Source organism: Methylorubrum pseudosasae (genome assembly GCF_029504475.1).
GTDB classification, from domain to species: Bacteria; Pseudomonadota; Alphaproteobacteria; order Rhizobiales; family Beijerinckiaceae; genus Methylobacterium; species Methylobacterium extorquens.
This window is the reverse complement of sequence record NZ_JAQGDU010000002.1, coordinates 4,063,710-4,088,989: the sequence shown is the minus strand read 5'-3', so window position 1 is coordinate 4,088,989 and position 25,280 is coordinate 4,063,710. Positions and strand designations below refer to the sequence as shown.

Here is a 25,280-nt window from a genome sequence, read left to right as displayed (position 1 = left end):
ACGCTCAGGCTCACCCCTCGATCGCCAGCGCGATCCCGTGCCGGGCGCTCGCGCCCGGCGCCAGTAGGCGCTGCGAATCGCGATTCTCCAAAGCGCCTTCGAAGCCGGCCCAGTCGGCGTGTCCGGTCCAGGCTTCCAGCGACAGGAATGGCGCCGTCGGCTTGGTCCAGACCGCGAGATGGGGAAAGTCCTCCATCCGCATGGCGATGGCTCGGCCGCTCGGCGACACGAAACGCATCGCCCGGCTCCGCGCGTTCAGGAAGACCAGGGCCTCGCTGAAGAGGTCGGGATCGAGGTCGAGGCGCGCGCCGTCGAGGATCAGTTCCCGCTCGCTGCGCACCAGCAGCCCACCCGCGCCGACCTCCGGGACGAACGGCCGTTCCGCTTCCTCGAACAGAACCGCGTAGCCGCCATCGGCGCGACGCTCCCCCCCGGCAAACGGCCAGGGAAAGGCCGGGTGGAAACCGAGGGCGTAGGGCAGGGCAGCCTCGCCCGGATTCTCGACCCGGATCTCGAAGGCGAGGGACTTCGCTGCGATGCGGGCGTCGATCGTCAACTGGAACGGGAAGGGGTAGTGCGCCCGCGTCGCCGCGCTGTCGGTTAGCTGCAGGGAAACCGCGTCCGCGCTTTGGCTGACAACCGCGAAAGGCAAATCGCGGGCAAAGCCGTGCTGGGCCATCGGGTAGCGCCGGCCATCCACCAGTACGCTGCCGCCCGACGAGGCGCCGACGACGGGGAAGAGCCAGGGCGCATGGCGGTTCCAGTGCTCCGGATCGCCGCTCCAGAGATATTCGTGGTCTTCGACCTGCCAGGAGACCGGCTCGGCGCCGTGCAGCGCGATCCGCGCCGTGCTGCCGTCATCCGCACGGATCTCGACCGTCCCGTCCATTGCCCTCGCCCCCCAAGCGTCTGCTTCGCTTCGAAGCGATAGCCGGGCCGGGGCGGAACCGCTACCGGGCCGGGGCCACGACGACGTCCGCAGGCGGGGACGAGACAGCGGGATCCGCGATCACCTGCGATAGCGGCCCCGAGGCGACGATCCGTCCGTCCTCGACGACGTGGACCGTATCGGCCCGGCGCAGCGAGGTGAGGCGGTGGGCGATCATGATGATCGTGCGCGTGCCGCCCAGCGCGCCGAGCGCCTCCATCACCGAAGCCTCGGTCTCGCCATCGAGCGCACTGGTCGCCTCATCGAACACGATGACATCGGGGTCGTGATACAGCGCGCGGGCGATGCCGATACGCTGGCGCTGGCCGCCGCTGAGCCGGGCACCGCGCTCGCCCACGCCGGTGTCGTAGCCCGCGGAGAGGGCTGCGACGAAATCGTGCGCGCCCGCGAGCCGCGCGGCGCGCTCCACGGCTGCCCGGTCGAGGCTGTCCGGCGGGATGCCGAGAGCGATGTTCTGCGCGATGCTGCCGTCGATCAGGAAGACGTCCTGGGGCACGTAACCGATCCGGTTCTGCCAAGCCGGCAGGCTGTCGGCATCGAGCGGATGGCCGTCGACCAGAATGCGTCCCCGCGTCGGCGTGAGAATGCCGAGGATCAGGCCCACCAGCGTCGACTTGCCCGAGCCGGTGCGGCCGACGAGGCCGACGGTGGTATGAGCGGTGATCGTCAGGTCGATGCCGCGCAGGGTCGGACGACCGGGCTCGTAGTCGAACGCGACGCCCTCCAGACGGATTGCCTGCGAGAAGGGCAAGCGCTCGGCCGTGCGGAGCGTGGGCTCCCGCTCCCCCGCCAAGGCATCGACGATCAAGCGCACGCCGGGCAGGTGGAAGCGCAACTGCGAGACGGAGGTGAAGATGTTCTGGAAGGCCGGCAGCATGCGGTAGCCAGCGAAGGCGAACAGGCCGAGCAGCGGCAGCATGCCGGCGGTGTCGATCCCTTGCGTCAGCGCGAACAGCACCACGGCGATCACGCCGCCGAAGGCAAGCGATTCGATGACGAAGCGCGGCAACTGCCCGGTGACCAGACTCGAGGCGAGGGCGTGGGCGTAGGAGCGCGCCGGCGCATCGAAGCTGCTCGTGAACGTCTCGGCCCGACCGTAGAGCTTGAGTTCGGTCAGCGCGCCGAAGGTCTCCTGCACCACACGGTAGCGGCCCTCGTTGCCCGCCACCGCGCGGGTGCCGAGCCGCGAGAGGCGGGCCCGCATCACGACATAGATCGCGACGTAGAGCCCGCCGAAGCCGCCGCCGAGGATCAGTGCGAGCCGGGGCTGATAGGCGATCAGGAAGATCACCACCGCCAGTGCCGAGGCACCGCGCGAGGCGATCACCATGGCAGGGGTGAGCACGCCGACGACGAGGCGGTCGGTCTCGCTCAGCACGTTCTTGGCGAGTTCGGCGCTGTTGGCATGCGCGAAGAACAGGCGCTCGCGATCGACGTAGCGGGCGAGCAGGCGCCGGGCAAAACCATAGCCGACCATGTGGGCGAACAGGAGTTGCGCATAGGCGAAGGCGGCATTCACTGCGCTGGTCAGCAGGATCGCGGCGAGCGCGGCAAACCCGGTTGCGAGCAGGAACGTGCGGTCGTCGGCGAGACCGAAGGTATCGCGGAGGTTGGCGAGATAGGGGATTCGCGCGGCCGCGCCGGGATCGCCGACCAGAGTGAGGAACGGCAGCACCGAGGCGACGCCGACCACTTCGAGCAGGGCGGCGAGCCCGAGCCCGAGCCCCAGCAGCAGGAGCTGCCGTCGGTCGTGTCGCCGCATCACCCGCAGGAGATCGAGGAGGGTCCTCAAACAGTCACCGGGGCGAGAGGGGCTGCGATCCGAACGAGCGACGCGAAAGCGCGACGACGCCCGGACAGTGCGCTCCGGGCCGGATGCTGTCGGAGCGCTGCTTAAGTGGTTGATGACAAACGGACCCTGGGCCCCTTTGCGTCGAGCGCGGTCTCTAGCATGGCGGGCGGAGGGGGCGTCAAGCGCCTGCAGGCCGAGGCGCCGGATCGAAACCGCGGCACGACGGCCGGGTTGGCGAGAGCGGTTCGGAACGTTCCTCTGAGGCCCCTTCAGGCTCCGGGGCACGCGGCAGGTGGATGATTCGAATCTCGCGATGACAGATTCGAAGCGCCGGAACCAGAACCTTGGCGGTACGTTTCGCAAGCATGGAACACTATAGATCCGTCTTCGCGACCACCGCCGTCATGGTGTTCGGTCTTCTCGCGACCTCGCCTCTGGTGAGAACGCAGAATTCGGCGCCGACATCGTCGCGCGCCGGGAGCTTGATCGTCAGCAGCGCCGAGGCGGCCGAAGGTTCCACCTGGGCCGATCCGCCTCGATACAGCGCAGGCGTGCCGGCGCCGAAGTCCGCGACCTTCACGCTGCTGTCACCGGAGATGGTCGCGCTCCTGGCGGCCGACGACCTCGCCGGGGCCGACACGACCCAGCGGGTGCAAGCCGTGCGGCGTCACCGCGCTGCAAAGGTCGCGACGCGGGTACGGCCGGCCCTGGCTGCCGAGACTTCCACCGCATTGCCGGCCTCAGGCACGGCGACGACCGCGACGCAGCCGCAGCAGGCCGCTCGGATCGATCCGATCGGTGATCTTCTGCGGGGGTTGGGGATCGGCCGGGATAGCTGAGACCGACGTTCCAGCCGGGTTCCGGTCCAAACTCTTTCCGAGCACGCCAATCTGCCGCACGGCACACGCCATCGTTCCCACTCGTTGGTTCAGAAGACGTCCCTGAATCTGCGTCGTGGAGTAACTGTTATGATTCTCGCTGCCTCTATCATGCTGATCGGCGCCCTTGGCGCGATCGCACTCACCGTTGCCGCACGGCCGAGCGCCGACCGCTTCCTGAAGTGGTGACGGCCCTCTGAACTCCCCTCGCGTGCCATGTCCAGACGGTGAAACTTCCCAAGCCCTTTCCGCGTTATGGCTGCGAAGAGATGACGCGGGGGTCCGATGGTGGCGGCGATAGTGATGATGGCAGGCGTGATCGGCGCGGCAGGAACACTGATCTGCCTGATGCCGCGGCTGGACTCGTTTTTTGAGTGGTAACGTCGTCCAGCTGGACTTTTTTCTATAAATTAGATCTTTAGATTTAAGAATCGCACGTTATCTAATTATATAGGACCTTACCCGACTCAATCCATCATTTTATAGTATACTTGTGAATTCTTAAATCAAATTTCTTTGCTTTCGATTAGATTGCTCCGATATCCCTGCGCAGTTTCTCTTTCACACAACGTCTGCGCACAGCTGCATCTTATTGGCACCGTCAATCGCCAGTGAGCGAACTCTTGTTTCGGCTCAACACCGATACATCGCTCAAACCTATGCTTAACCTTCGGTATGTCATTTCGATGCTGAGGATTGGTAAAATTGCCATCCTGCATTCCGCCGGTGCAAACAGGCATAGGGGCGAACTTGAATGTTAGCCGATACGATCCGACCATGACGCGGCTTGCGACGGAGCGAGGTGGGTCATGTCAGGTAGTCCGACTTGGTACTCGTGGTTCACGTTTCCGTTTTTCGCGCCGCTGAGCGGCGGGGTGAGCCAGGACATCTCGGCGGGACCCTACCAGGGCGTCCCGGAGATCGAAGTCGCGGTCATCAAGGAAGTCGGAAGTTTCGGCCAGCAACTCGGGATAATTTCCGAGGCCGTCCGTGAACTCGCCGAGAAGGTCGGCGCGATGCCGCCCGCAAAATCAGCCCACGAGCTGGCAAGATCGAGCGAGGCATCTCGTGAACTGACACCACTCGAAAAGCTCGACGTTCTCATCGAACGCGTGGACCGGGTGAAATCGGCCTATCGTGAATCGGTCGAGCGGGACGCGATCCGCGCGCTGGAGCGGCTACACCGCGTCGATCCCGGAGCTTCGAGCAAGCTCGCGGCACGCTTCCGGTGATGGGGGCTCGCCGCGGTCCTGATGGATCACGCGGACCGGCGAGGTGCCCATCCCCGCAGGTCTCATTGACAGTCTGGAGATCGCGTCCCGAAGAAGCCGACCGATGAGCGAACAAGCGACGGGGCCGTTTGTCAGCAGCGTGCAGTACTCAGGGAACTGATAAGGACGGCAACCGGCGGCGCCCCTACACTGAGACAGCAGAACGGCGGGCGCCGGATAAGCGTAAGGTGATCTGAGACAAGGGGCAGGGACATGACCCCTTCGGCGGGTCAGCGATACACGGCGCAAAGCGAATAGAGAGAAGGCCGCGGAACAGTCGGCTCAACTCTACGGATCAGAAAACACAGACTTTCTGAGGCTCTAGGGCTCTTCAGAAAGATGGTGCCCAGGGACGGAATCGAACCGCCGACACTGCGATTTTCAGTCGCATGCTCTACCAACTGAGCTACCTGGGCATCCGCCGCGTCGCGCTGCGTCGTCGGCTGGCGGGGGTATAGTGAAGGGTTTTGGGCCTGTCCAGCCTTCCCGCAATCGAAGGCGAAGCTTTTTTGCCGGGTGCGGATCTCGCTCTCAGCGGGAGCGGTTTTCGTCGTCCGAACGGGGTGGGTAGGACATCTCCTACCTCCTCCGGCCCCGGAATGACGTAGCGCTCGCCGAGCCAGCGTCCGAGGTCGATGTCGGCGCAGCGGGGCGAGCAGAACGGCTTGGTCTCGGTCCGAGCCGGCTTGCCGCAGATCGGACAGGGCGCCAGCGGCTTGTCCGCCGCCGTCCTCTTCACCGACTGGCTCATGTCGCGGCCCCCCAGGCGCCCCGCACGGGAAAACCCTCACCTTCGAGCAGGCTCATCGTCTCGTACAAGGGAAGGCCGACCACCGCGCTGTGCGAGCCGACGAGCTTCACCGCAAAGGCTGCTGCCAGACCCTGGATGGCGTAGCCGCCGGCTTTGCCGCGCCACTCGCCGGAGGAAAGATAGCCCTCGATCTCGCGGTTCGACAGGCGCTTGAAGCGTACGCGAGTCTCGACCATGCGCTCGCGGCGCCGATCCTTCGGGGACAGGATGCAGACGGCCGTGTAGACGCGGTGCGCCCGCCCCGAAAGCAGCCGCAGGCAGTCGGCGGCCTCGTCGATCAGCTCGGCCTTGGGCAGCACGCGGCGGCCCACGGCGACCACCGTGTCGGCGGAGACGAGATAGGCGTCGCGCAGGTCGTCCCGACGCCGCGCCGCAGCCTGAGCCGCCTCCAGCTTTTCCCGGGCGAGGCGGCGGGCGAGATCACGAGGCGATTCGGATTTGCGCGGGGTCTCGTCGATATCGGCGGGCAGCAATGCGTCCGGCTCAATTCCGACCTGTTGCAGCAGCGCCAGCCGGCGCGGAGAGGCCGAGGCGAGCACGAGAGGCGGTCGCGCAGGACCCCCGGAAACCTGCGGCTTCAGGGAGTCGGAGGTGAGAAGCTCGTTCATTGGCGAGGTCTTACGCCCAAGCCCCGTGGCACCGCAACGCGGTCTCGGCCATCAGACAGCATCCAAGAGCTTGCCAAGGACAAGGCGGCCGTCTAAGACCCGGCACATTCCATCGGGCGTCAACGCGACGAGCCGGATGCGACGCCGCAATAGCTCAGCTGGTAGAGCACCTCATTCGTAATGAGGGGGTCGGGGGTTCGAATCCCTCTTGCGGCACCACTCTCCCACGCTTCGAATTATCTGCGCGCTCAAGCGATTTCGGATCGGGAAACTTCCTCGATTCGCGTGCGAACGCATTCTCACTAGCTGGCGCCGGATCGACTGCCCTGCAGCGAGACGCAGGTTCGCACCATGTCGCTGAGTGTGAGATCCTTGGTGTCGCCGATATTGGCGACCTCTTCCAGGCATCGCATGAAATAGCCGCTGTCGAGCCCTGGCGAGAGCGTGCTCATCGATTTGCCGACGCGGTTGGTGAAGTCGATCTTCTCGCTGGCTCCAGCGCGTGGCCATAGCGACGCCTTGTCGTCCATTTTCAGTCGGGCTGCCGCTAGCGACGAGCTGAAAAGAGTCAGCGCCGTCAGAATACCTATCGCTGCCGCCCGGCCCATCGTCGCGCTCCCTGTCGTGGCGTCGGACGTGTTGCCGACCGACCGCGGGGCCAACGCGGGGGCGTCCGGCGACGATGCATTGGGAGCCGCTTGCGCAACGAAATTAAGTGATTTCTCAGAGACTTATCCGCATCAAGAACCGGCTCGGCGCGTCCGGGTGATCCCCAGCGCCGAGCCGGCGTTCTCGGCTATGCCGTTCCTAGCGCGAGCTGCCGCCCCCGCTTCCGCCGCCCGCGCTGCCCTGCGGGATGGCACGCTCCGGCTGGCCGGCATTACCGCCGGCCGCCGAGTTGGTGGTGATGGTGTCGGCGCCCGTGGCGCCCGGGGCGATGATGTAATCGACGGTGTTGCCGGTGGTGTTGGTCTGGCGCTGGATGATCGTGCCCGGCGGGAACGGGCCCGCGGGGAGGCCCGGGGGGCCGGCCTGAGCGACGGCCGCGCCAGAGCCGAGGCAACTCAGAACGGTGACGGTGAAGGCAATGCGGTGCATCGGAGGACTCCTGAACGTAATGGCGCCTTTGCACGTCCCGAAGGCGTGCGAAGGATGAGCTATCCGCCAGGCAAGTCCCCCGACGGCCGCGGGGTTTCCCGGGGGCCCTGCGGCGTGGTGACGACAGGTGCAGCTGTCCGTGTTCAAGCCTCACGGTGCATCGTTCACCATGCGATCGTGTAGGCGACCTCCAACGAGCGCGGGCGCCCGAGAACCCAGGCCGTGCCGACACCGTTCACGGCGCTGCCATCGACCGCGTAGATCGTGTCGAACAAGTTGAAGACCCGCAGCGACAGGCGGGAGCCGGCGGTGACCTGATGGTCGAGTCCGAGATTGACCAGCGTGTAGGCCGGCCGCCGCGCGGTGTTGCCGAAATCGGAAAAGACTCCGCCGACATGCTGGAGACCGACACGCCCCTCCCAATCGCGGGCGAAGGCCCAATTGACCCAGAGATTGGCCACCTGCTCCGGCACGTTGATCGGCTGATTGCCGGCATAGGAGACGGCAACCCCGCCGACATTTTGAGTGAAGTCGTCGTACTGGGCGTGAAGCACAGCGAGGTTGGCATCGATGCGCCAGCCGGGGGCGGGGAGCCAGGAGAGCGCGGCCTCCGCACCGAGAGAGGATTGCTGGCCGATTTGCGTCGAGACCGTCGGCTGGCCCGGAACCGCCGAGATCAGGTTGTCCTTGACGATGCGGTAGCCGGCCAAAGTCCACTCGACGGCGCCGCCGAAGACGAGGCCCTTGGCGCCGACCTCGACCTGACGGCCGGTCGAGAGTTCGAAGCCGGCCAGCGATTGCGAGAGGGTGATCAGGCTGTTCACCGGATCCGTCGCGGTGGCGTATTGCGCGTAGAGCGAGGTGTCCGGCGTCGGCTCGTAGAGCAGCGCGAAGCGGTAGCCGAGGGCGCGGAACGAGCGCTCGAAGGTCGCGCCGCTGCGCAGATCTTCCCGGTAGAGACGCGGCGCGTCGAGGCGCACCCCGGTAAGGAACGATAACCGGTCGGTCAGGAACAGCCGATCCTCGGCGAAGACCGATGCTTGGTTCGTGCGCGTGGCGTAGGCCGGGCTCGCCCGCCCGTCCGGCGGGAAGAAGCCGGGATCGTATCCGATCAGGGGCACGCTCGTCGGCGTCTCGGAGAAGGTGAAGTTGTTGGCGTGGCGGAAGCTGACATGGTTCACGTCGAAGCCGGCCGAGAACGTGTTGGCCAGCCCGAAGAGGGCGCCGCGGAACGTTGCGTCGAACCGATTCCCGACCTGTTCCTGGCTGTGGCCGATTTCGAGATAGTCGGAGCGATCGACGAGCCCCGTTGCCGGGTTGAAGCGGTACTGCTCGACGTCGCGCCAATGCCGGCGGCTTTGAAGACGGTAGGCGGTGTTGCGCACCGTCACGTCGGCCGAAGGGGTCCACTCCGTCCGGAACTGCGTCCAGTTATCGGTCCAGGCGATCTTCGAATCGCGGACGTTGTAGTTGTTGAAGCGGATGGTGTCGGGCACACGCCCGTTCACCAGCGGCGTGCCCCAGTAGCGGGTGGGTTCCTGGTAGCCGAAATCGTGGCTGAGCGTGAAGGCGAGTTCCGGATTCGCTTGGAGCGTCAGCGCGCCCGAGACCGCGAGATTGCGGAATTCGCCCTCCGGCGTGATCCAGCCACCGGCACGGTTGCCGCTGACATTGAGACGATAGGCCAGGGATTCGCCGATGGGCCCGGTCGAATCGACCGCCGCGCGGGCGATGCCGTCCTCGCCGAGCCCGAAGCGGGCGACGTTGAGCGGCGTGAACAGCGGCTTCTTCGAGACGACGTTGACGATACCGCCGATGGCTCCGTCCCCGTAGAGAACGGAGGCCGGCCCGCGCAGCACCTCGATCCGCTCCACGTTCCACGTATCGAACGGGAAGGTGACGGTGTTGGCGCCGACATAGAGCCGGGTTCCGTCGAACAAAGTCTGGATCGAGTTCTGCCCGGCAAAGCCGCGAGCGGTGAAGAAACCGAGTCCGTTGCCCGGCGAGCCGAAGGTCGTGATGCCGGTGCCGTTCTGCGACACGGCCTCTAACACGCTGGTCTGGCCGCGCAGGCGGATGGTCTCGCCCGAGATGATGTCGAGACTTGCGGGCGTTTCCAGCGGCGTGAGACCGAGCCGGCTCGCCGAGCGCGACGGCGTGCGCAGGTTGAGGCCGACCGGTGAGGACTGCGTCAGACTCGGCGTCCGCAGGGCTGCGGCGGCGTCCGTGCCGACGGCGTCGGCCGGCACATTGGCGGGCAGGCCGATCCGGGCACCGCCTTGCACCGCGATCTCATCGAGTTGTGTCAGGAGTGCTCGGGCCCGAACCGGACCGGACGTCGTGAGGGGCAGGGCGGCGACGGCGGACAGGAGGGACCGGCCGCAGAAGCGGCGGTGAAAGGGGAACATGATGGAAACGATGCCTCGGCAGCGACGGTGGCACGTCACCGCGACCGAGGCCGATCCACTGCCGGCCATGGGCCTTCAGCGTCTCGACACCTGCTGGGACACCCCGCCCGGCATGGCTCGCGTGTGACCACGGCTGACGGCAGGTCTCCTGGCTCGCGGGTCGTCGCCCTCCATCGTCTTCCCAGGCGAGGCATGCCCAGTGACGTGGTGATGAAGGACTCTCCGCTCACAGTTGCGGGGGCAGCCGCGGGATCGAGCTCGAAAGCCCTCCACCGCGTTCCCTTTTGATCCCTTGCGGGAACCGTCAACGGTCAAGCTACGGTCAAGGCGGCGCTCTGGTCAATGCGCGCGGCGCTGTTGGGGATGCCAGCGTGAGGGGCGATCCACAAACACGGACCCTGCCGCGAGCAAAGCCGCACGGCAGCCAAAAAGAAAAAAGGCCGCCCCGAAGGACGGCCCGAAGTCTAGGGAGGAAACGCCCAAGAAGGGCTGCAGGACCGCGACGCCATCGCGATCCGGCATGGCCATGATTTCTCAGGTTGCAGTGCACAAAGCAATCGCCGGCGCGTCGGATCGGGCATGCATTCATTGCATATGTTCGGTTCCGAACTCATCCGCTCCGGCGGAGCCATTCGGCCCCCCGGGGGTTTCGGTCGTCCGAATGCTGCCTCATGGATGCCAGACATGCCCCGTTGGATGTTCGCTTTTCCCGTCGTGCTGATGATCCTTGCAGGGCTCGTCGTTTTCGCCTTCACGCGGACCGGCCCGACCGACAACCAGAACACCCACGCTCCGCAGACCGGCCAGACCCGCTGACGCCGCCGAATCCCAGAGCGCACCGGCCCCTGAGCCATTCCGGCCCACAAATTGCGAAGTTTGCACGGTCGGAATCGTTCGGTGGGGTCCTCCATGCGGATCGGATGCGTTTTCTTCTTAAGCGCCCTCCTGCTTCCATCCGGGGCTCACGCAGTCGATGCGCATGCGGACGCGGCGGCCTTCGCGGCGGCGGCCCGTCACCATGTCGGTGAGCGCGTCACGCTCGATCATTGCCACCTCGTCTACGCGACCGACGACGAGATCACCTGCATCGGCCTGTTGCCGGAGGATGCGGCAGGCAATGTCCGCTTGGCCGGCAGGCTTCTGATCCGGGTCGCGGCCGCGGAGATGCAGGGCCGCACCCGTGCCCTCGCGCTCTGTGCCGGTGGCGCTCTCGACGAAGCCTGCGAGGTGAGCGTGGCGGGAGAGGTGTTCGACGCCTCCCCTTCGTTCGGGCTCGGCGCGGCCCAGTTGATGGGCTTGCGCGAAGCAACGATCTGCTGGCCGGACTGAGCTTCGCGAAGCGCTGCCGAGCCTGATCCTGCGAGAGCGATACGCGCAACCGATGTGAGGCCGATCTCCGGCGATGGACCCGCGTGAACCCTCAAGGGTCTAGTGCGTTCGAACTCCAAGGGAGTTTGCCGATGATCACCCGTCTGTCGTTTGCCGCGGTTCTGGTCGCGGCCCTCGCCACATCCGCTGCCGCCCAAAGGCCAGCGCAGACCGGGACCGGCGGTGGTCCGGCTTCGACCATCTACGCGCCGAACACCTCTGCCGTCGGCCAGACCATGCCGCCGGCCGGGGCGGGCGGTGTGCGGCGCGACCCGGGCAATCCCGACCGCGAGACCGCCATGGAGAAGAAGGACGACAAGATCGACACAGGGATCTGCATCGGCTGCGATAAGTAGATCCGGCGAACCGAGGCGCGACCTCCCGAGCGCCGCGCCCGGTTCATTCCGACCAGCGCAAAGCCGCGGCGGCGGCCAGGGTACCGACCACCGCCGCGATCAGGCTCAGGGCGGCCAGCACCGTCAGCGGGGTCGTGAACGGCACCGTGCCGCCCAAGGCAGCCTCCGCGGCCGAGACCCCGAAGATCAGGGTCGGGACCATCAGCGGCAGCACGATGATGGCCAGGATCAGGCCGCCCCGACGGATGGTAGCGGTCAGCGCCGCGCCGACCGCGCCGATGAAGGCCAAAGCCGGCGTGCCCAGGGCCAGCGTCAAGGCCGTGGCACCCATGGCTTTCGGGGAGAGTGCCACCAGCAAGCCGAACAGCGGCGAAGCGAGCGCCAGGGGCAGGCCGGTCGTGAGCCAGGAGGCCAGAACCTTGGCCAGCACCACCAGTTCCAACGGCACGGCCGCGCCCGTCATCAGGTCGAGAGAGCCGTCCTCCTCGTCCGACTGAAACAGCCGGTCGAGACCGATCAGGGTGGCCAGCACCGCCGAGAGCCAGAGGATCGCGGGGCCGATCCGCGACAGCAGGTTCATGTCGGGCCCGAGCGCGAAGGGCACCAGCACCACGATCATCAGGAAGAAGACGAGCGAGAGGGCGCCCGAGCCGCCAACCCGGGCGGCCAATTTCAGATCGCGGGCGAGGAGGGCGGAGAAGGCGCGCATCATAGACAATCCTCCGCCTCGAACGCCGCTTCAGAGACGGCCTCGGGTGCCGCCGGTCCGATGCGCAGCTCGCGGGCATCCTCCAGGCCAAGGGCTTGGTGCGTTGCAGCAACCACGAGCCCTCCTTCGGCCCGATGGCGTCCCATCAGCCCCGCGAGAACCCCTTGCGAGGCGAGGTCCAGAGCGGCGGTCGGCTCGTCGAGCAGCCAGAGCGGGCGGCGGCAGACGAGGAGGCGCGCCAGTGCCACCCGGCGCCGCTGCCCCGCCGAGAGATAGCCGACCGGCAACCGTGCGACATGCGGCAGGCCCATCGCCTCCAGGGCCGCCTTGGGGGAGGCGGCGGGATTGCCGAGAAGATCGCGGGCGAATTCGAGATTTTCGGCGGCGGTCAGCGCCGATTTCAATCCGTCCCGGTGCCCGACCACGTGAAGGCATTCCGGCAGGTTCGCCTCGCCGATGCCCTCGGCGCGGATCGTGCCGGCATCGGGCTTGAGGCGGCCGGACAGCATCGTGAGCAGGCTCGATTTGCCCGCGCCGTTGCGCCCGGTGACCATCAGGCCTTCGCCGGGTCCGAGCACGAAGGAAAGGCCGGAAAAGATGCGGCGTCCGGAGCGGCGGCAGGCCAGATTCTCGACGATCAACCGCACGGATCGGCCTTCGATGAGGGAGAGGTCCGCACGCTTCGTCCCGGTCCTGGCTGTCGGATCTCCTCGCTTAGCGCGAGGGGAAACCGGGACATCTCGCGGGCGGAGAGGCCGGTCTCGTGCGGCCTATAGCGGATCGTTCGGCGGCGCGCGAACCGCTCGGGCCGCTGGCGCATTGATTCGGTGATGCCACATGGCAGTTTCGCAGGATGGGCGACCATGGATGCCGAGACGGCCCCGCAGGCCCCGCTCCACCCGTCCGAAGCGGCTATGGCCCGCGATCCCGCCGCGATCGCCGGGCGCACGCAAGTGGAAGCCCGACTCGCAAGCCTGACGCCGGACCAACGCGCAGCGTTCTGGGACGCAGTGCGCCACTGCTACGTCTTGGGCGCGGACAGCCGCCGGACGCGTCGGTAGGGCGGGACCGCAATATCAGTCGCGCGCCTGTGTCATCGGGCCAGTAGCGGCCAATTTCGAAACGTTCTATAGACCGGCTCAGGCTGCGCCGCGCGATCATTCCAGGGCGTCCAAATCGCCCCTCGCGCACCATCCTGAGTGTCATTCGCGGGCCTCCCGGCCGCCGGGAGTTCCCCGAGGGCACTCGCTACCCGGGCACCCCCGGGGCGGCGCGCGCTCCTTGGAGCGTCTCCGGCCGAACACCTCTCGTGGCGCAGGTTATGCCTGCTCCGTGTTCGCTAACGCCAGCTCAGGACCCGACTCGCCGTGGCATTCCTCGACAGCTTCAAAGCTCGCCAGACGCTTCAAGCAGGCGGCAAGACCTACACCTACTACTCGATTCCCGAGGCGGAGAAGAACGGCTTGGCCGATTCGACCGCCCTTCCGTTCTCGATGAAGGTCATCCTCGAGAACCTCCTGCGCTTCGAGGACGACCGCTCGGTGAAGCGGGCCGATATCGAGGCCGCCGTCGCGTGGCTCGGCAACCAGGGCAGGGCCGAGACCGAGATCGCCTTCCGCCCTTCCCGCGTCCTGATGCAGGACTTCACCGGCGTTCCGGCCGTCGTCGATCTCGCCGCGATGCGTGACGCCATGGTCGCGCTCGGTGGCGACCCCCAAAAAATCAATCCGCTGGTCCCGGTCGATCTCGTCATCGACCATTCGGTGATCGTGGACGAGTTCGGCACCCCGAAGGCGCTCGGCGACAACGTCGCCCTCGAATACGCCCGCAACGGCGAGCGCTACACCTTCCTGAAATGGGGCCAGTCGGCCTTCGATAACTTCTCCGTGGTCCCGCCGGGCACGGGTATCTGCCACCAGGTGAACCTCGAATACCTGTCTCAGACGGTCTGGACCCGGACCGAGGACGGCGCCGAGATCGCCTATCCCGACAGCCTCGTCGGCACCGATTCGCACACCACCATGGTCAACGGTCTGGCCGTGCTCGGCTGGGGCGTCGGCGGCATCGAGGCCGAGGCGGCGATGCTCGGCCAGCCGCTGTCGATGCTGATCCCCGAGGTTATCGGCTTCAAACTGTCCGGCAAGCTGCCCGAGGGCACCACTGCGACCGACCTCGTGCTCACCGTCACGCAGATGCTGCGCAAGAAGGGCGTGGTCGGCAAGTTCGTGGAGTTCTACGGCCCCGGCCTCGACGACATGCCGGTCGCCGACCGCGCCACCATCTCCAACATGGCGCCGGAATACGGCGCGACCTGCGGCTTTTTCCCGATCGATCAGAAGACCATCGACTTCCTGAAGGTCACCGGCCGGCAGGACGACCGCATCGCGCTGGTCGAGGCTTATGCCAAGGCGCAGGGCATGTGGCGCGACGCCAAGACCCCCGATCCGGTCTTCACCGACACGCTCGAACTCGACATGAGCACCGTGCGTCCTTCGCTCGCCGGCCCGAAGCGCCCGCAGGACCGGGTGCTGCTCGACAGCGCCAAGGCCGGCTTCGCCGACTCAATGGAAAAGGAGTTCAGACGAGCGGCCGACATCGCCCGGCGCTACCCGGTCGAGGGCACGAACTTCGACATCGGCCACGGTGACGTGGTGATCGCCGCGATCACGAGCTGCACCAACACCTCGAACCCGAGCGTGATGATCGGCGCCGGCCTGCTCGCCCGCAACGCGGTCGCCAAGGGCCTGACCTCGAAGCCGTGGGTGAAGACCTCGCTCGCCCCCGGCAGCCAGGTCGTCGGCGAGTATCTCGACAAGTCCGGCCTCCAGGCGAGCCTCGACGCGCTGGGTTTCAACCTCGTCGGCTTCGGCTGCACCACCTGCATCGGCAATTCGGGCCCGCTCCCGGCGCCGATCTCGAAGGCAATCAACGACAACGACGTCGTCGCCGCCGCCGTGCTCTCCGGCAACCGCAACTTCGAGGGCCGCGTGAACCCGGACGTGCGGGCGAACTACCTCGCCTCGCCGCCGCTGGTGGTCGCCTACGCGCTCGCCGGCTCGCTCCAGATCGATATCACCACGGAGCCGCTGGGCCAGGGTTCGGACGGCAAGCCGGTCTACCTGAAGGACATCTGGCCGTCCTCGGAGGAGGTGAACCGCTTCATCGAGGAGAACATCACCTCGGAGCTGTTCAAGAGCCGCTACGCCGACGTGTTCGGCGGCGACGAGAACTGGAAGGGCGTCGAGGTCACCGAGGCCGAGACCTTCGCCTGGGATGGGGGCTCCACCTACGTGCAGAACCCGCCTTATTTCGAGGGCATGACCAAGACGCCCGACCCGATCACCGACATCGAGGGCGCGCGCATCCTCGGCTTGTTCCTCGATTCGATCACCACCGACCACATCTCGCCGGCCGGCAACATCCGCGCGGCTTCGCCTGCCGGTGCGTACCTGCAGGAGCATCAGGTGCGGGTGCAGGACTTCAACCAGTACGGCACCCGGCGCGGCAACCACGAGGTGATGATGCGGGGCACGTTTGCCAACATCCGCATCAAGAACCAGATGGTGCGGGACGAGGCCGGCAACGTCGTCGAGGGTGGGTGGACGCTGCACCAGCCCGACGGCGAGCGGATGTACATCTACGACGCCGCGATGCGCTACGCGGAGGAGGGCACGCCGCTGGTCGTCTTCGCCGGCAAGGAATACGGCACCGGCTCGTCCCGCGACTGGGCGGCCAAGGGCACCAAGCTCCTCGGCGTGCGCGCCGTGATCGCCGAGAGCTTCGAGCGCATCCACCGCTCGAACCTCGTCGGCATGGGCGTGGTCCCGCTGGTCTTCCAGGGCGAGGAATCCTGGGAATCGCTCGGCCTCAAGGGCGACGAGACCGTGACGATCAAGGGGCTGTCCGGTGAGCTGAAGCCGCGCCAGACGCTGACCGCCGAAATTACCTCCGCCGACGGCTCGAAGCGGGAGGTCCCGCTGACCTGCCGGATCGATACGCTCGATGAGCTGGAATACTTCCGCAACGGCGGTATCCTGCCCTACGTGCTGCGGTCTCTGGCGGCTTAAGCGCCTCCTCCGTTCGCGCTGCCTGAAAGCCTCTCCCGCAAGGGAGGGGCTTTTTTGTTGAGCAAGTGGTTCCGGCAACCGTACCGAAGCAAACAAGACGAAGAGGGGCCAAGGCGTCGGCCGTAGCTCGACGCTTTGTCAGTGCATCCGCTATTCCCTCACCATCGAACGCTCCGCCCCAATCGACGCGGCGGGCCGGCTGGGAAATGACGCTCTATGATCCTCGAAATCGCACAGATCGACGTAAAGCCCGGTTCGGAAGCCGAATTCGAAGCCGGCATCACGAAGGCCGCCGGGATTTTCCGGGCCGCTGCCGGGTGCCGCAGCTTCGCGGTGCGCCGCTCGATCGAGAAGCCGCAGCGCTACCGCCTGCTGATCGAGTGGGATACGCTCGAGGCACACACCAAGGATTTCACCGGATCGCAGGCCTGGAAGGACTACCGGGCGATGGTCTCTCCCTATTTCGAGGCTCCGCCCCAGGTGGAGCACACCGAACTGACGCTTCAGGCCTTCTGAGTGTCTCGCTCCGACCGCCCGCCGCACCGTCGTGCCCAAGGCGAGACGGTCGGAGGCCGGGCGTTCTGTGAAGCATCCTAAACGGCCGCTAAGGGCTGGACGACAAAAGGGGGAGACGGCCTCGTGAAGATGTACGGCAACTGGCGCTCAGCCGCGGCTTTCCGCGTGCGCATCGCCCTCAACCTCAAGGGCATCGCCTACGAGGAGGTGTTCCTCGACCTCGATGCCGGCGACCAGCACAAGCCCGACTTCCTCGCGATCAATCCGCAGGGCGCGGTGCCGGCGCTGTTCGATGGTGACGGACCGCCGCTGACGCAGTCGCTCGCGATCCTCGACTATCTGGAGGAGACCCGGCCCGGCGTTCCGCTGCTGCCCGACGAGCCGCGGGCGCGGGCCCGTGCCCGTTCGCTGGCCCAGGTCGTCGCCTGCGACACCCATCCCCTCTACGTGCCGCGGGTGCGCACCTTCCTGATGGAGAATTACGGCCTGCCGCGGGAGCGGATGCTGGAATTCCTGCGCAACGCCTTCAACACCGGATTGAAGACGCTGGAAACCCGGCTCTCGAAGGAGGCCGGTACGGGCCGATTCTGCCAGGGCGACGCGGTGAGCCACGCCGACCTGTGCCTTATCAGCCTGTGGGTCGGCACCGGCATCTTCGGGATCGACACGGCAGCCTATCCGACGGTGAAGCGCATCAGCGAGGAAGTGCTGGCGCTCGATGCCGTCGCCCGCGCCCATCCCCTGCGGCAGCCCGGCGCGCCTGCTTCTTGATGGAAAGAAAATTTTACGAAACCGTCCGTTCAGTAATGCTGGATTTGCGTTCCAGACACGCTGCGAACGTGTGGGTCCTTTCACAGTTACCGATGTAAGATCATTCCAAACTGAAAGGCTGCCGAGCGAGGCGGCCTGCGACGCGAGTGGGGCGAGGATGGTTCCGAGCGAATCGGTCACGGATCAGCACAAGATCGTCGTGGTGGGGGGAGGGGCCGCCGGGCTCGAACTGGTGACCAAGCTCGGCAACAAGTACGGCAAGCGCGGCAAGGCCCACATTACCCTGGTGGACCGGGCGCGCACCCATATCTGGAAGCCGCTGCTGCACGAGGTCGCCGCCGGCTCGCTCGATGTCGGCCATCATGCGATCGATTACCTGCACCACGCCCACGCCAACCACTTCCGCTACCGCATCGGCGAGATGACCGGGCTCGACCGTGAGAAGCGGGTGATCCATCTCGCCGCCAGCCGCGACAGCGAGGGGCGCGAGGTCACGCCCGTGCGCACCATCCCCTACGACACGCTGATCATAGCGGTGGGCTCGACCACCAACGATTTCGGCACGCCGGGCGTCGCCGAGCACGCCATCGCCCTCGACACCAAGGAGCAGGCGCTGCGCTTCCACCAGCGCCTCGTCAACGGCATGCTGCGCGCCCACACCCAGGAAGGTCCGGTGCGCCCTGGCCAGCTCCACGTGGCGGTGATCGGTGCGGGCGCGACCGGCACCGAGCTGGCAGCGGAACTGCACCGCACCACCCGCGAGGTGGCACGCACCGGCCTCGACCGCATCGATCCCGCCAAGGATCTGAAGATCACCCTGATCGAGGCCGCCGACCGCATCCTGCCCGCAGTGCCGCAGCGGCTGGCGGGGTGAGGTGATGGGCCAACTTGCCAAGATCGGCGTTGAGGTTCGAGTCCAGGCCCGCGTCACCGAGGTGCGGGCCGACGGCGTCCAACTCGCCGATGGCGGTTTCATCCCCTCCGAACTCGTGGTCTGGGCCGCGGGCGTGAAGGGGCCGGCCTTCCTGAAGGATCTCGGTGGGCTCGAGAGCACCCGCAACAATCAGCTCGTCGTCACGGCGACGCTGCAGACCTCCCGCGACCCGGACATCTTCGCCATGGGCGATTGTGCCTACCTCGTCGAGGAGGGCTCCCAGACGCCGATCCCGCCGCGCGCCCAGGCGGCTCACCAGCAGGCCTCGCACCTCTACGGGCAGATGGCCAACCGTCTTGCCGGCCGGCCGCTGAAGCCGTTCAAGTATCGCGACTTCGGCTCGCTCGTCTCGCTCGGCGAGTACACCGCCGTCGGCAACCTGATGGGCTTCATCCAGGGGAAGAACATGTTCATCGCCGGGCTGTTCGCCCGGCTGATGTACCGTTCGCTCTACAAGATGCACGAGACGGCCGTGAACGGCTGGTGGAAGACGAGCCTCGATGCCCTGGCCCGGGCGCTCACCCGGCGCACCGAGCCGCGGGTGAAGCTGCACTGACGAAGCCCGAGACTTGATCCGGCGGGCGGGCGCGACATGTTCCCGATCCGCCGGCTCGATGAAGAAGCCGGTGGAAGGAGACCCCATGATCCTCGTCAGCGTGATGTATCCAAGCGGCGCCGGCACCCGCTTCGACATGGACTACTACTTAAAGAAGCACATGCCGCTGGTCAGCGAACGCTGGACCGCGAAGGGTCTGCATGACTACACGGTCGTGACGGGCACCGGCACGCCGGATGGCGGCGCGCCGCCCTATCAGGTCGTGGCGCTGCTGCGCTTCGAATCCGCCGACGCGTTCAAGTCCGCGGCCGCTGCGGATGGGCCGGAGATCTTCGGGGACATCCCGAACTTCACCGACACGCAGCCGACGGTGCAGCTCAGCGAATTTGCGGCATCTGAAGTGAGAGGGTGATGATCGACATCATCAAGCAGATCCAGGCTTCCAATCCGGGGCTCGGCACGACGATCATCGTGCTGCGTGCCGATTCGCGGGCGCTGGCCGATCCGGCCACGCTGACGCCCGAGGCGAAGGCGTGGATCGATGCGAACGCGCCCGACGCGCGCCTCTCGCAGGAGACGGTGCTTCTCGCGCCCTATCCCGGCGGCATGCCGACGGAGCGTACGGTCACGGTGCTCGCCTTCTCCGATGCGCGCCACTTGGCCGCCTTTGCGACGGCCTGGACCGGCGATCCGACGCTTGATGACGACGAGGAAGCCGCCTGATCGCGGCCGGGGCCGCGCCCGCCTGAAGGGCAGGGGCGGCCCGCTTGTAAGAGTACCCGGGCGACAACGCCGCGCAGCGTTCAGGCCGCCTCGATGATCCGGGCGGCGGCCGTCATCATGTCCTTCATCGCCGCGTTCGCAGCCTGATAGGCCGGGGTGCCGACGTCCCAGTTGTTCTGGGCCAGGGCCTTCACCATCCGCTCGGCCTCGGCGTGGGCGGTCGCCTCGGCCTTCAGGAAGGCCTCCGCCGCATTCCGGCGGGCCGGATCGGAGGTCAGACCTTCCACCGCCTGCCGGGCGGCCCTGCCTCGCAGGATCGCTGCGGCCGGATCGGCAGGGGCCGCACCGAGCAGGATCGTCGCGAGCCCGCGCTTCCACAGGCCGAGATCGGCCGGCAGACGCACCAGTTCGTAGAGATCGAGCCCGCTCGAATCCGCCAGAGCAGTCTGCGCCAGCGTCTCGGCCTTCACGAGGCGCTTTGTGATGGCCTCGATCTCGGTGCGGGTCTTGGCTGCCTTGGCGGCGATGCTTTGCACGCTGCTCGAAATTTCCGCCGTCGCGCTGCTCTGCTGCGTGATGGCCGCCGCGAGGGCCGCATTCATCTCGCTCGTGCGGGCGATCCGCTCGGCCGCGCTCTCGACGCGGGTGCCGAGGCTGTCGACCACGCTGCTGCCGGTCGAGACCGCGCCGCGGCTCTCCTCGACGGCACGGGCGATCTGGCTCATCTCGCCCTGGAGGGTGTTGAGCCACGTACGGATCTGCTCGGTCGAGCGCGCGGTCTGGCCCGAGAGCGACTTCACTTCGGCGGCCACCACCGAGAAACCGCGCCCTGCCTCACCGGCGCGCGCCGCCTCGATCGTGGCGTTGAGTGCGAGCAGATTGGTCTGGCTCGAGATCGTGGCGATGGTGCCCGCCATGGTGCCGATCTCAGCGATGGCGTTCTGGAGAAGCTGAAGGCGCTCGTCGATCTGGTGGGTGCGGTCGCGGATCGCGTCCATGGCCGAACGGGCGTTGCCGACATCGGACATGCAGGCCGTCATCGCTTGGCGCGCCTCGGCGGCGCTGGAGCCGGCGGCCTCCGAGGTTTCGGCGACCTCGGCAATCGAGGCACCCATCTCTTCGATCGCGCTCGCGATGGTCTGCGTTGATTGCGCGACTTCGCCCACGTCGTAGGTCGTCCAGCCGATATTGATCGCCCCTTCCGAGGCCTCCCTGGCGACGGCGGCGACGTTGGCCCGTTCGGCACGCAGGTCGTTGCGCCGTACCCGCTCGAGGTCGCTCAAAGCGGCACCCACGGCGTTACCCGGCACGGCGGTCTCGTCGAAGCCGGCACGATTGGCGAGGCGCTGAATCGCCGCGATCAGACGCGCGTCGTCGGAAGGGCCGGCGGTCGGGATCTCGGATGAAACAGATGCGGACGATGCGGCAGTACGGCCGAGCTTGAGAGACAGCATGGCGTCAAAGGCCCCCGATTACTTTTCTTGCCACTTATTATGGAAAGACTTGCCCAGATCGGTTTCGCTCGTCGGCAGCCGCACATCTACCGGTTGAGCGAGGTTGGGCGCAGCACTCTCTACGATGACGGTGCTGATGATTACCGATAGCTAGTTAACGTTGGATTTAAGTGATCAAGCGCGCGCCTATAAGGTGTTGATAAGAAGCATCAAATGATGAATTGCGTCCGTTTAGGCTCCACGGGGGTTGCGATTTCTTGCATCTGATGCCGGCGCGCTCGTGTGCAGATGCAGCAAAATTTTGCATCGCAAAATCGTTATGCTCAGTCTCAGCATATCTGGACAATGGCAGGGGTGGCGCCTAACTTAGGCGGCACAATGCTCATTTTGAGCATAAAGGAGACCGCGATGTCCGAGGCAGGATCCGCCCTTCGCGAGCCGGCCGAACGGGCCTTCCCGCTGCCCCTCATCTACGAGCGCGTCAGCCGTCATGTGCCCGCGATCGAGTGGCCGGCGCTGGCTCCCGACGTCGAAGCCATCCTGCGCTTGAAACGCGAGCGCAACGCGGTGGTTCTGGCGCACAATTACCAAGCGCCTGAGATCTTCCACACCGTGGCGGACATCGTCGGCGACAGTCTCGCGCTGGCGCGTGAGGCGGCGCGGGTCGATGCGGACGTCATCGTGCTGGCCGGTGTCCACTTCATGGCCGAGACCGCCAAGCTCCTGAACCCCGGCAAGACCGTGCTGATGCCGGATATGGCTGCCGGCTGCTCGCTCGCCGATTCGATCACCGCGGCCGACGTGCGGGCCCTGCGCGCCAAGTATCCGGGCGTGCCGGTCGTGACCTACGTCAACACCTCCGCCGCGGTGAAGGCGGAGTCGGACGTGTGCTGCACCTCCGGCAACGCCGCCGACGTGGTGCGCGCCCTCGGGGTGCCGCGGGTTCTGATGATCCCGGACGAGTTCCTGGCCCAAAACGTCCAGAAGCAGGTGCCGGAGGTCGAGCTGCTGACCTGGGCCGGACATTGCGAGGTGCATGAGCGCTTCACCCCGGCCGACATCGCCGATGTGCGCGAAAGTTATCCCGGCATCACCGTGATCGCCCATCCGGAATGCCCGCCAGACGTGGTCGAGGCCTCGGACTTCTCCGGCTCGACGGCGATGATGATGAACTACGTCACCGAGAAGCGACCGTCCCAGGTCGTGCTCGTGACCGAGTGCTCGATGGCCGACAACATTGCGGTGGCCAACCCCGACATCGAGTTCATCAAGCCCTGCAACCTCTGCCCGCACATGAAGCGGATCACTTTGCGCAACATCCGTGAGGCGCTGGAGACGATGACGCACGAGATTACCGTCGAGGAAGGGCTGGCCGAGCGGGCGCGCCTCGCCGTCGAGCGGATGCTTGCGGTGAAGCCGACCCAGACCGTCTCACCGCGGCAGGCCGCCTGATGAGCGTCTTCGCCCGGAGTCCTGCCGACCGGGTGGTCGTGGTCGGCGCCGGGGTGGCCGGGCTCGCCACGGCCCTGCGGCTCGCGCCCCGCCCCGTCACCCTCATCACGGCCTCACCCCTCGGGGCCGGCACCGCCACGGGTTGGGCACAGGGCGGCATCGCCGCCGCGATGGGCGCGGACGATGCGCCCTCGCTCCACGCGGACGACACGCTCGCCGCGGGTGCCGGCCTGACCGAGCCGGCGGTCGCCCTACGCGTCGCCGAGGCGGGACCGGGCCTGATCGATTGGCTCGTTGCCCTCGGCACCGGCTTCGACCGGGAGGCGGACGGCGCCCTGGCGCTCGGGCTGGAGGCTGCCCATAGCCGCCGCCGGATCGTGCGGGCGCGGGGCGACTCCACCGGCCGTAGCGTGCTCGATGCGCTGGTCCGCACCGTCCAGGCGACACCCTCGATCGAAATTCTCGTCGCCGGCCTGCACAGCCTGATGCAGGATGCCGACGGCCGCGTTTGCGGTGTCGTGTGTGAGCGCGACGGCGCGGCTTTCCGCTTGCCCGCCCGCGCCGTGGTGCTGGCGACCGGCGGCACCGGTGCGCTCTATGCCTCGACCACGAACCCGCGGGGCGCCCTCGGGCGGGGGCTGCTCGTCGCCGCGCATGCGGGAGCCGCTTTGCGCGACCTCGAATTCGTTCAGTTCCACCCGACGGCCATCGCCGCCGGCCGCGATCCGATGCCGCTCGCGACCGAGGCTCTCCGCGGTGAAGGGGCGGTGCTAATCGACGAGAACGGCGCGCCCGTGATGGCTGGGATCGAAGGTGGCGACCTCGCCCCCCGCGACGTGGTGGCCCGAGGCATCTTCCAGGCGCTCGGCCGTGGCCGCACGGTCTATCTCGATACCCGCGGCCCGCTCGGCGCCCGCATGCCGCAGCGCTTCCCGACGGTTTTCGCCCTCTGCGCCGAGGCCGGCATCGATCCGGCGGTCCAACCGATCCCGGTTCGGCCGGCCGCGCACTACCACATGGGCGGCATCCTCGTGGACGCCGCCGGCCGCAGCACGGTGCCAGGCCTCTGGGCATGCGGCGAGGTGTCCTCGACCGGTTTGCACGGCGCCAATCGGCTTGCCAGCAACTCGCTTCTCGAAGCGCTGGCCTTCGCGCCGCGCATCGCCGAATCGATCGATGCCGCCTGGGCTCCGGTCAGCACGGATCGCCCGGCGCCGCTGCCGGCGATCCCACCGCAGGATGCTGCGGCGCTCGCCGAGGTTCGCGGCATCATGGAACGCTGCGTCGGCGTGGTGCGCGACGACGCCGGCCTGTCGCAGGCCATCGCCTGTCTCGCCGATCTGTCCGAGCGCGGCAGCGACGCGGCCGCCACGGGCCTGATGATCGCTCGCTCCGCCCTCGATCGGTGCGAAAGCCGCGGTGCCCACTGGCGCAGCGATCATCCCGGCCAGCTCCCGGCCCGGCACTCCGTGTTCACGCCCGCCGCAGCCGACGCCTCGTGCGCGCTTCAGGAACTCACCGATGCCTGACGACGTCCTGCTGCCGCTGCCGCGCCTTCTCGTGGAGCCCGTGGTGCGGGCCGCCCTTCTCGAAGATCTCGGTCGGGCGGGCGACATCACCACGGATGCCATCGTGCCCGCGGGCGAGCGCATGGAGGCGGTCATCGCCTCCCGTCAGGACGGGGTGATCGCCGGCACCGACGCGGCCGCCATCGCGTTCGAGTTGATCGATCCGAACCTGGCGGTTTCGGTCGAGCGGCCCGACGGATCCCGCGTCGCGCCGGGCGATACCGTGATCCGTCTCTCCGGCCCGGCGCGCGCCGTGCTGACCGCCGAGCGCGTCGCCCTCAACCTGCTCTGTCGGTTGAGCGGGGTCGCCACGGCGACAGCCTCGCTGGTCGAGGCGGCGCGGCCGCACGGCAAGGCGCGGATCGTCTGCACCCGTAAGACCACGCCGGGTTTGCGAGCGCTGGAGAAGCACGCGGTGCGCGCCGGCGGCGGCTCGAACCACCGCTTCGGCCTCGACGACGCCGTGCTGATCAAGGACAACCACGTCGCCGTCGCGGGTGGCATCATTCCCGCCATCGAGCGGGCACGCGCGCGGACCGGTCACCTCGTCAAGATCGAGGTCGAGGTCGACACATTGGCCCAGCTCGAAGAGGCGCTCTCTGTCGGCGCCGACGCGGTGCTTCTCGACAACATGAGCCCCGATACGTTGCGGCAGGCGGTGGCGATGGTCGACGGACGCGCGGTGACCGAGGCCTCGGGCCGGATCAATCGGGAGACCGTCGGCGCCGTGGCCGCCTCGGGCGTCGATCTGATCTCGGTCGGCTGGATCACCCACAGCTCGGCGATCATCGATTTGGGGCTCGACGCGGCGTAGCCCCGAGCACGCCGGGACCATCCCTCCGCATGCGGTGCCGCCAGAACGTCTGACCGTTGCGCGTCACCGATGCCGCTTCGACAGTTCGAAGGAGCGCTCGCGCAAGGTTCCGGCTACCAACGATAATCCTTGCCCGCACGGCCGAGCTGCCACAGTGTGGCCACACGGTCACGAGGC

Annotated in this window: 23 protein-coding genes, 2 tRNA genes, 2 pseudogenes and 1 riboswitch; of the genes and pseudogenes, 16 read left to right on the top strand and 11 right to left on the bottom strand. The window is 67.2% G+C overall.

The genetic code is table 11. The annotated features are described in order from the left end of the window. Positions 1-10 precede the first annotated feature (10 nt). Together M2437_RS20280 and M2437_RS20275 are read right to left on the bottom strand one after the other, a co-directional pair. Positions 11-889, bottom strand: a complete 879-nt coding sequence (locus M2437_RS20280; protein ID WP_253388517.1) for an aldose 1-epimerase family protein — start codon at positions 887-889, stop codon at positions 11-13. Positions 890-950: 61 nt separating this feature from the next. Then, complete coding sequence (locus tag M2437_RS20275; protein WP_253388516.1) at positions 951-2,741, bottom strand: ABC transporter ATP-binding protein; 1,791 nt, start codon at positions 2,739-2,741, stop codon at positions 951-953. 344 nt (positions 2,742-3,085) lie between these two features. Here M2437_RS20275 and M2437_RS20270 point away from each other — a divergent pair, with 344 nt between their 5' ends. Both M2437_RS20270 and M2437_RS20265 read left to right on the top strand, forming a co-directional pair. After that, positions 3,086-3,580 (top strand): hypothetical protein, encoded by a 495-nt coding sequence (locus M2437_RS20270; protein WP_277570373.1) that lies wholly within the window; start codon positions 3,086-3,088, stop codon positions 3,578-3,580. Positions 3,581-4,428: 848 nt separating this feature from the next. Further along, positions 4,429-4,851, top strand: coding sequence for a hypothetical protein (locus tag M2437_RS20265; RefSeq protein WP_253388514.1), 423 nt, complete (start codon positions 4,429-4,431; stop codon positions 4,849-4,851). Between the two features lie 379 nt (positions 4,852-5,230). On the opposite strand, the gene M2437_RS20260 is transcribed toward M2437_RS20265, so the two are convergent. The 3 genes and pseudogenes from M2437_RS20260 to M2437_RS20250 all read right to left on the bottom strand — a co-directional run bounded on the left by M2437_RS20260 (position 5,231) and on the right by M2437_RS20250 (position 6,309). Continuing rightward, positions 5,231-5,306, bottom strand: a tRNA-Phe gene (locus M2437_RS20260). A 115-nt stretch (positions 5,307-5,421) separates the two neighbouring features. Beyond that, positions 5,422-5,641: pseudogene (gene yacG, locus M2437_RS20255) on the bottom strand (DNA gyrase inhibitor YacG). Further along, positions 5,638-6,309: a Maf-like protein gene (locus M2437_RS20250; protein ID WP_253388513.1), complete on the bottom strand. Its 672-nt coding sequence runs from the start codon at positions 6,307-6,309 to the stop codon at positions 5,638-5,640. The pseudogene yacG and the gene M2437_RS20250 overlap by 4 nt, the downstream one beginning before the upstream one ends. 143 nt (positions 6,310-6,452) lie before the next feature. Here M2437_RS20250 and M2437_RS20245 point away from each other — a divergent pair. Beyond that, a tRNA-Thr gene (locus tag M2437_RS20245) sits at positions 6,453-6,528 on the top strand. Between the two features lie 83 nt (positions 6,529-6,611). Here M2437_RS20245 and M2437_RS20240 read toward each other — a convergent pair. From M2437_RS20240 to M2437_RS20230, 3 genes are all read right to left on the bottom strand, one after another. Next, on the bottom strand, positions 6,612-6,917 hold the full coding sequence (locus tag M2437_RS20240) for a hypothetical protein (RefSeq protein ID WP_253388512.1): 306 nt from the start codon (positions 6,915-6,917) through the stop codon (positions 6,612-6,614). 199 nt (positions 6,918-7,116) lie between these two features. Continuing rightward, entirely contained in the window at positions 7,117-7,407 is a 291-nt protein-coding gene (locus M2437_RS20235; RefSeq protein ID WP_015951133.1) for a hypothetical protein, read from the bottom strand. 164 nt (positions 7,408-7,571) lie between these two features. Then, a complete protein-coding gene (locus M2437_RS20230) occupies positions 7,572-9,815 on the bottom strand; it encodes a TonB-dependent receptor (RefSeq protein ID WP_253388511.1) in 2,244 nt (747 codons plus the stop codon). Position 9,816: 1 nt separating this feature from the next. Here M2437_RS20230 and M2437_RS20225 point away from each other — a divergent pair, with 1 nt between their 5' ends. From M2437_RS20225 to M2437_RS20215, 3 genes are all read left to right on the top strand, one after another. Further along, on the top strand, positions 9,817-9,942 hold the full coding sequence (locus M2437_RS20225) for a hypothetical protein (protein ID WP_277570372.1): 126 nt from the start codon (positions 9,817-9,819) through the stop codon (positions 9,940-9,942). Next, a riboswitch (cobalamin riboswitch) is annotated at positions 9,937-10,136 on the bottom strand. (Overlaps the previous gene by 6 nt.) A gap of 588 nt (positions 10,137-10,724) precedes the next feature. After that, positions 10,725-11,144: a hypothetical protein gene (locus M2437_RS20220; protein ID WP_253388510.1), complete on the top strand. Its 420-nt coding sequence runs from the start codon at positions 10,725-10,727 to the stop codon at positions 11,142-11,144. Positions 11,145-11,275: 131 nt separating this feature from the next. Next, positions 11,276-11,539 carry a hypothetical protein gene (locus M2437_RS20215; RefSeq protein WP_253388509.1) on the top strand — a complete coding sequence of 88 codons (264 nt, stop codon included), beginning with the start codon at positions 11,276-11,278 and terminating at the stop codon, positions 11,537-11,539. Positions 11,540-11,582: 43 nt separating this feature from the next. Here the strand turns inward: M2437_RS20215 and ccmB are convergent, their stop codons facing one another. After that, on the bottom strand, positions 11,583-12,251 hold the full coding sequence (gene ccmB / locus M2437_RS20210; protein ID WP_041357828.1) for a heme exporter protein CcmB: 669 nt from the start codon (positions 12,249-12,251) through the stop codon (positions 11,583-11,585). After that, positions 12,248-12,895: a heme ABC exporter ATP-binding protein CcmA gene (gene ccmA / locus M2437_RS20205; protein ID WP_253388508.1), complete on the bottom strand. Its 648-nt coding sequence runs from the start codon at positions 12,893-12,895 to the stop codon at positions 12,248-12,250. The genes ccmB and ccmA overlap by 4 nt, the downstream gene beginning before the upstream one ends. 216 nt (positions 12,896-13,111) lie before the next feature. Between ccmA and M2437_RS20200 the strand changes: the two genes are divergently transcribed. The 7 genes and pseudogenes from M2437_RS20200 to M2437_RS20170 all read left to right on the top strand — a co-directional run bounded on the left by M2437_RS20200 (position 13,112) and on the right by M2437_RS20170 (position 19,815). After that, complete coding sequence (locus M2437_RS20200; protein ID WP_076643636.1) at positions 13,112-13,309, top strand: hypothetical protein; 198 nt, start codon at positions 13,112-13,114, stop codon at positions 13,307-13,309. Positions 13,310-13,615: 306 nt separating this feature from the next. After that, the gene (acnA, locus tag M2437_RS20195; RefSeq protein WP_253388507.1) at positions 13,616-16,315 is read left to right on the top strand and encodes an aconitate hydratase AcnA; all 2,700 of its coding nucleotides are present in this window, start codon (positions 13,616-13,618) and stop codon (positions 16,313-16,315) included. Positions 16,316-16,531: 216 nt separating this feature from the next. Further along, positions 16,532-16,831 (top strand): antibiotic biosynthesis monooxygenase family protein, encoded by a 300-nt coding sequence (locus tag M2437_RS20190; protein ID WP_253388506.1) that lies wholly within the window; start codon positions 16,532-16,534, stop codon positions 16,829-16,831. A 123-nt stretch (positions 16,832-16,954) separates the two neighbouring features. Next, the gene (maiA, locus tag M2437_RS20185) at positions 16,955-17,602 is read left to right on the top strand and encodes a maleylacetoacetate isomerase (protein ID WP_253388505.1); all 648 of its coding nucleotides are present in this window, start codon (positions 16,955-16,957) and stop codon (positions 17,600-17,602) included. Between the two features lie 157 nt (positions 17,603-17,759). Further along, positions 17,760-19,092 (top strand): annotated as a pseudogene (locus M2437_RS20180) (NAD(P)/FAD-dependent oxidoreductase). 85 nt (positions 19,093-19,177) lie between these two features. Further along, positions 19,178-19,504: an EthD family reductase gene (locus M2437_RS20175; RefSeq protein WP_012254020.1), complete on the top strand. Its 327-nt coding sequence runs from the start codon at positions 19,178-19,180 to the stop codon at positions 19,502-19,504. Beyond that, on the top strand, positions 19,504-19,815 hold the full coding sequence (locus tag M2437_RS20170) for a hypothetical protein (protein WP_003600093.1): 312 nt from the start codon (positions 19,504-19,506) through the stop codon (positions 19,813-19,815). The genes M2437_RS20175 and M2437_RS20170 overlap by 1 nt, the downstream gene beginning before the upstream one ends. 80 nt (positions 19,816-19,895) lie before the next feature. Here the strand turns inward: M2437_RS20170 and M2437_RS20165 are convergent, their stop codons facing one another. Beyond that, entirely contained in the window at positions 19,896-21,269 is a 1,374-nt protein-coding gene (locus tag M2437_RS20165; protein WP_182567313.1) for a methyl-accepting chemotaxis protein, read from the bottom strand. Between the two features lie 408 nt (positions 21,270-21,677). Here M2437_RS20165 and nadA point away from each other — a divergent pair, with 408 nt between their 5' ends. Genes nadA through nadC form a run of 3 tightly spaced genes read left to right on the top strand, consistent with a single transcriptional unit; the run spans position 21,678 to position 25,103 of the window. Then, positions 21,678-22,721: a quinolinate synthase NadA gene (gene nadA / locus M2437_RS20160; RefSeq protein ID WP_253388504.1), complete on the top strand. Its 1,044-nt coding sequence runs from the start codon at positions 21,678-21,680 to the stop codon at positions 22,719-22,721. Further along, the gene (locus M2437_RS20155) at positions 22,721-24,250 is read left to right on the top strand and encodes an L-aspartate oxidase (protein ID WP_253388503.1); all 1,530 of its coding nucleotides are present in this window, start codon (positions 22,721-22,723) and stop codon (positions 24,248-24,250) included. The genes nadA and M2437_RS20155 overlap by 1 nt, the downstream gene beginning before the upstream one ends. Further along, complete coding sequence (nadC, locus tag M2437_RS20150) at positions 24,243-25,103, top strand: carboxylating nicotinate-nucleotide diphosphorylase (protein ID WP_253388502.1); 861 nt, start codon at positions 24,243-24,245, stop codon at positions 25,101-25,103. Before M2437_RS20155 ends, nadC begins: the two co-directional genes overlap by 8 nt. The last annotated feature ends 177 nt before the right edge of the window (positions 25,104-25,280 follow it).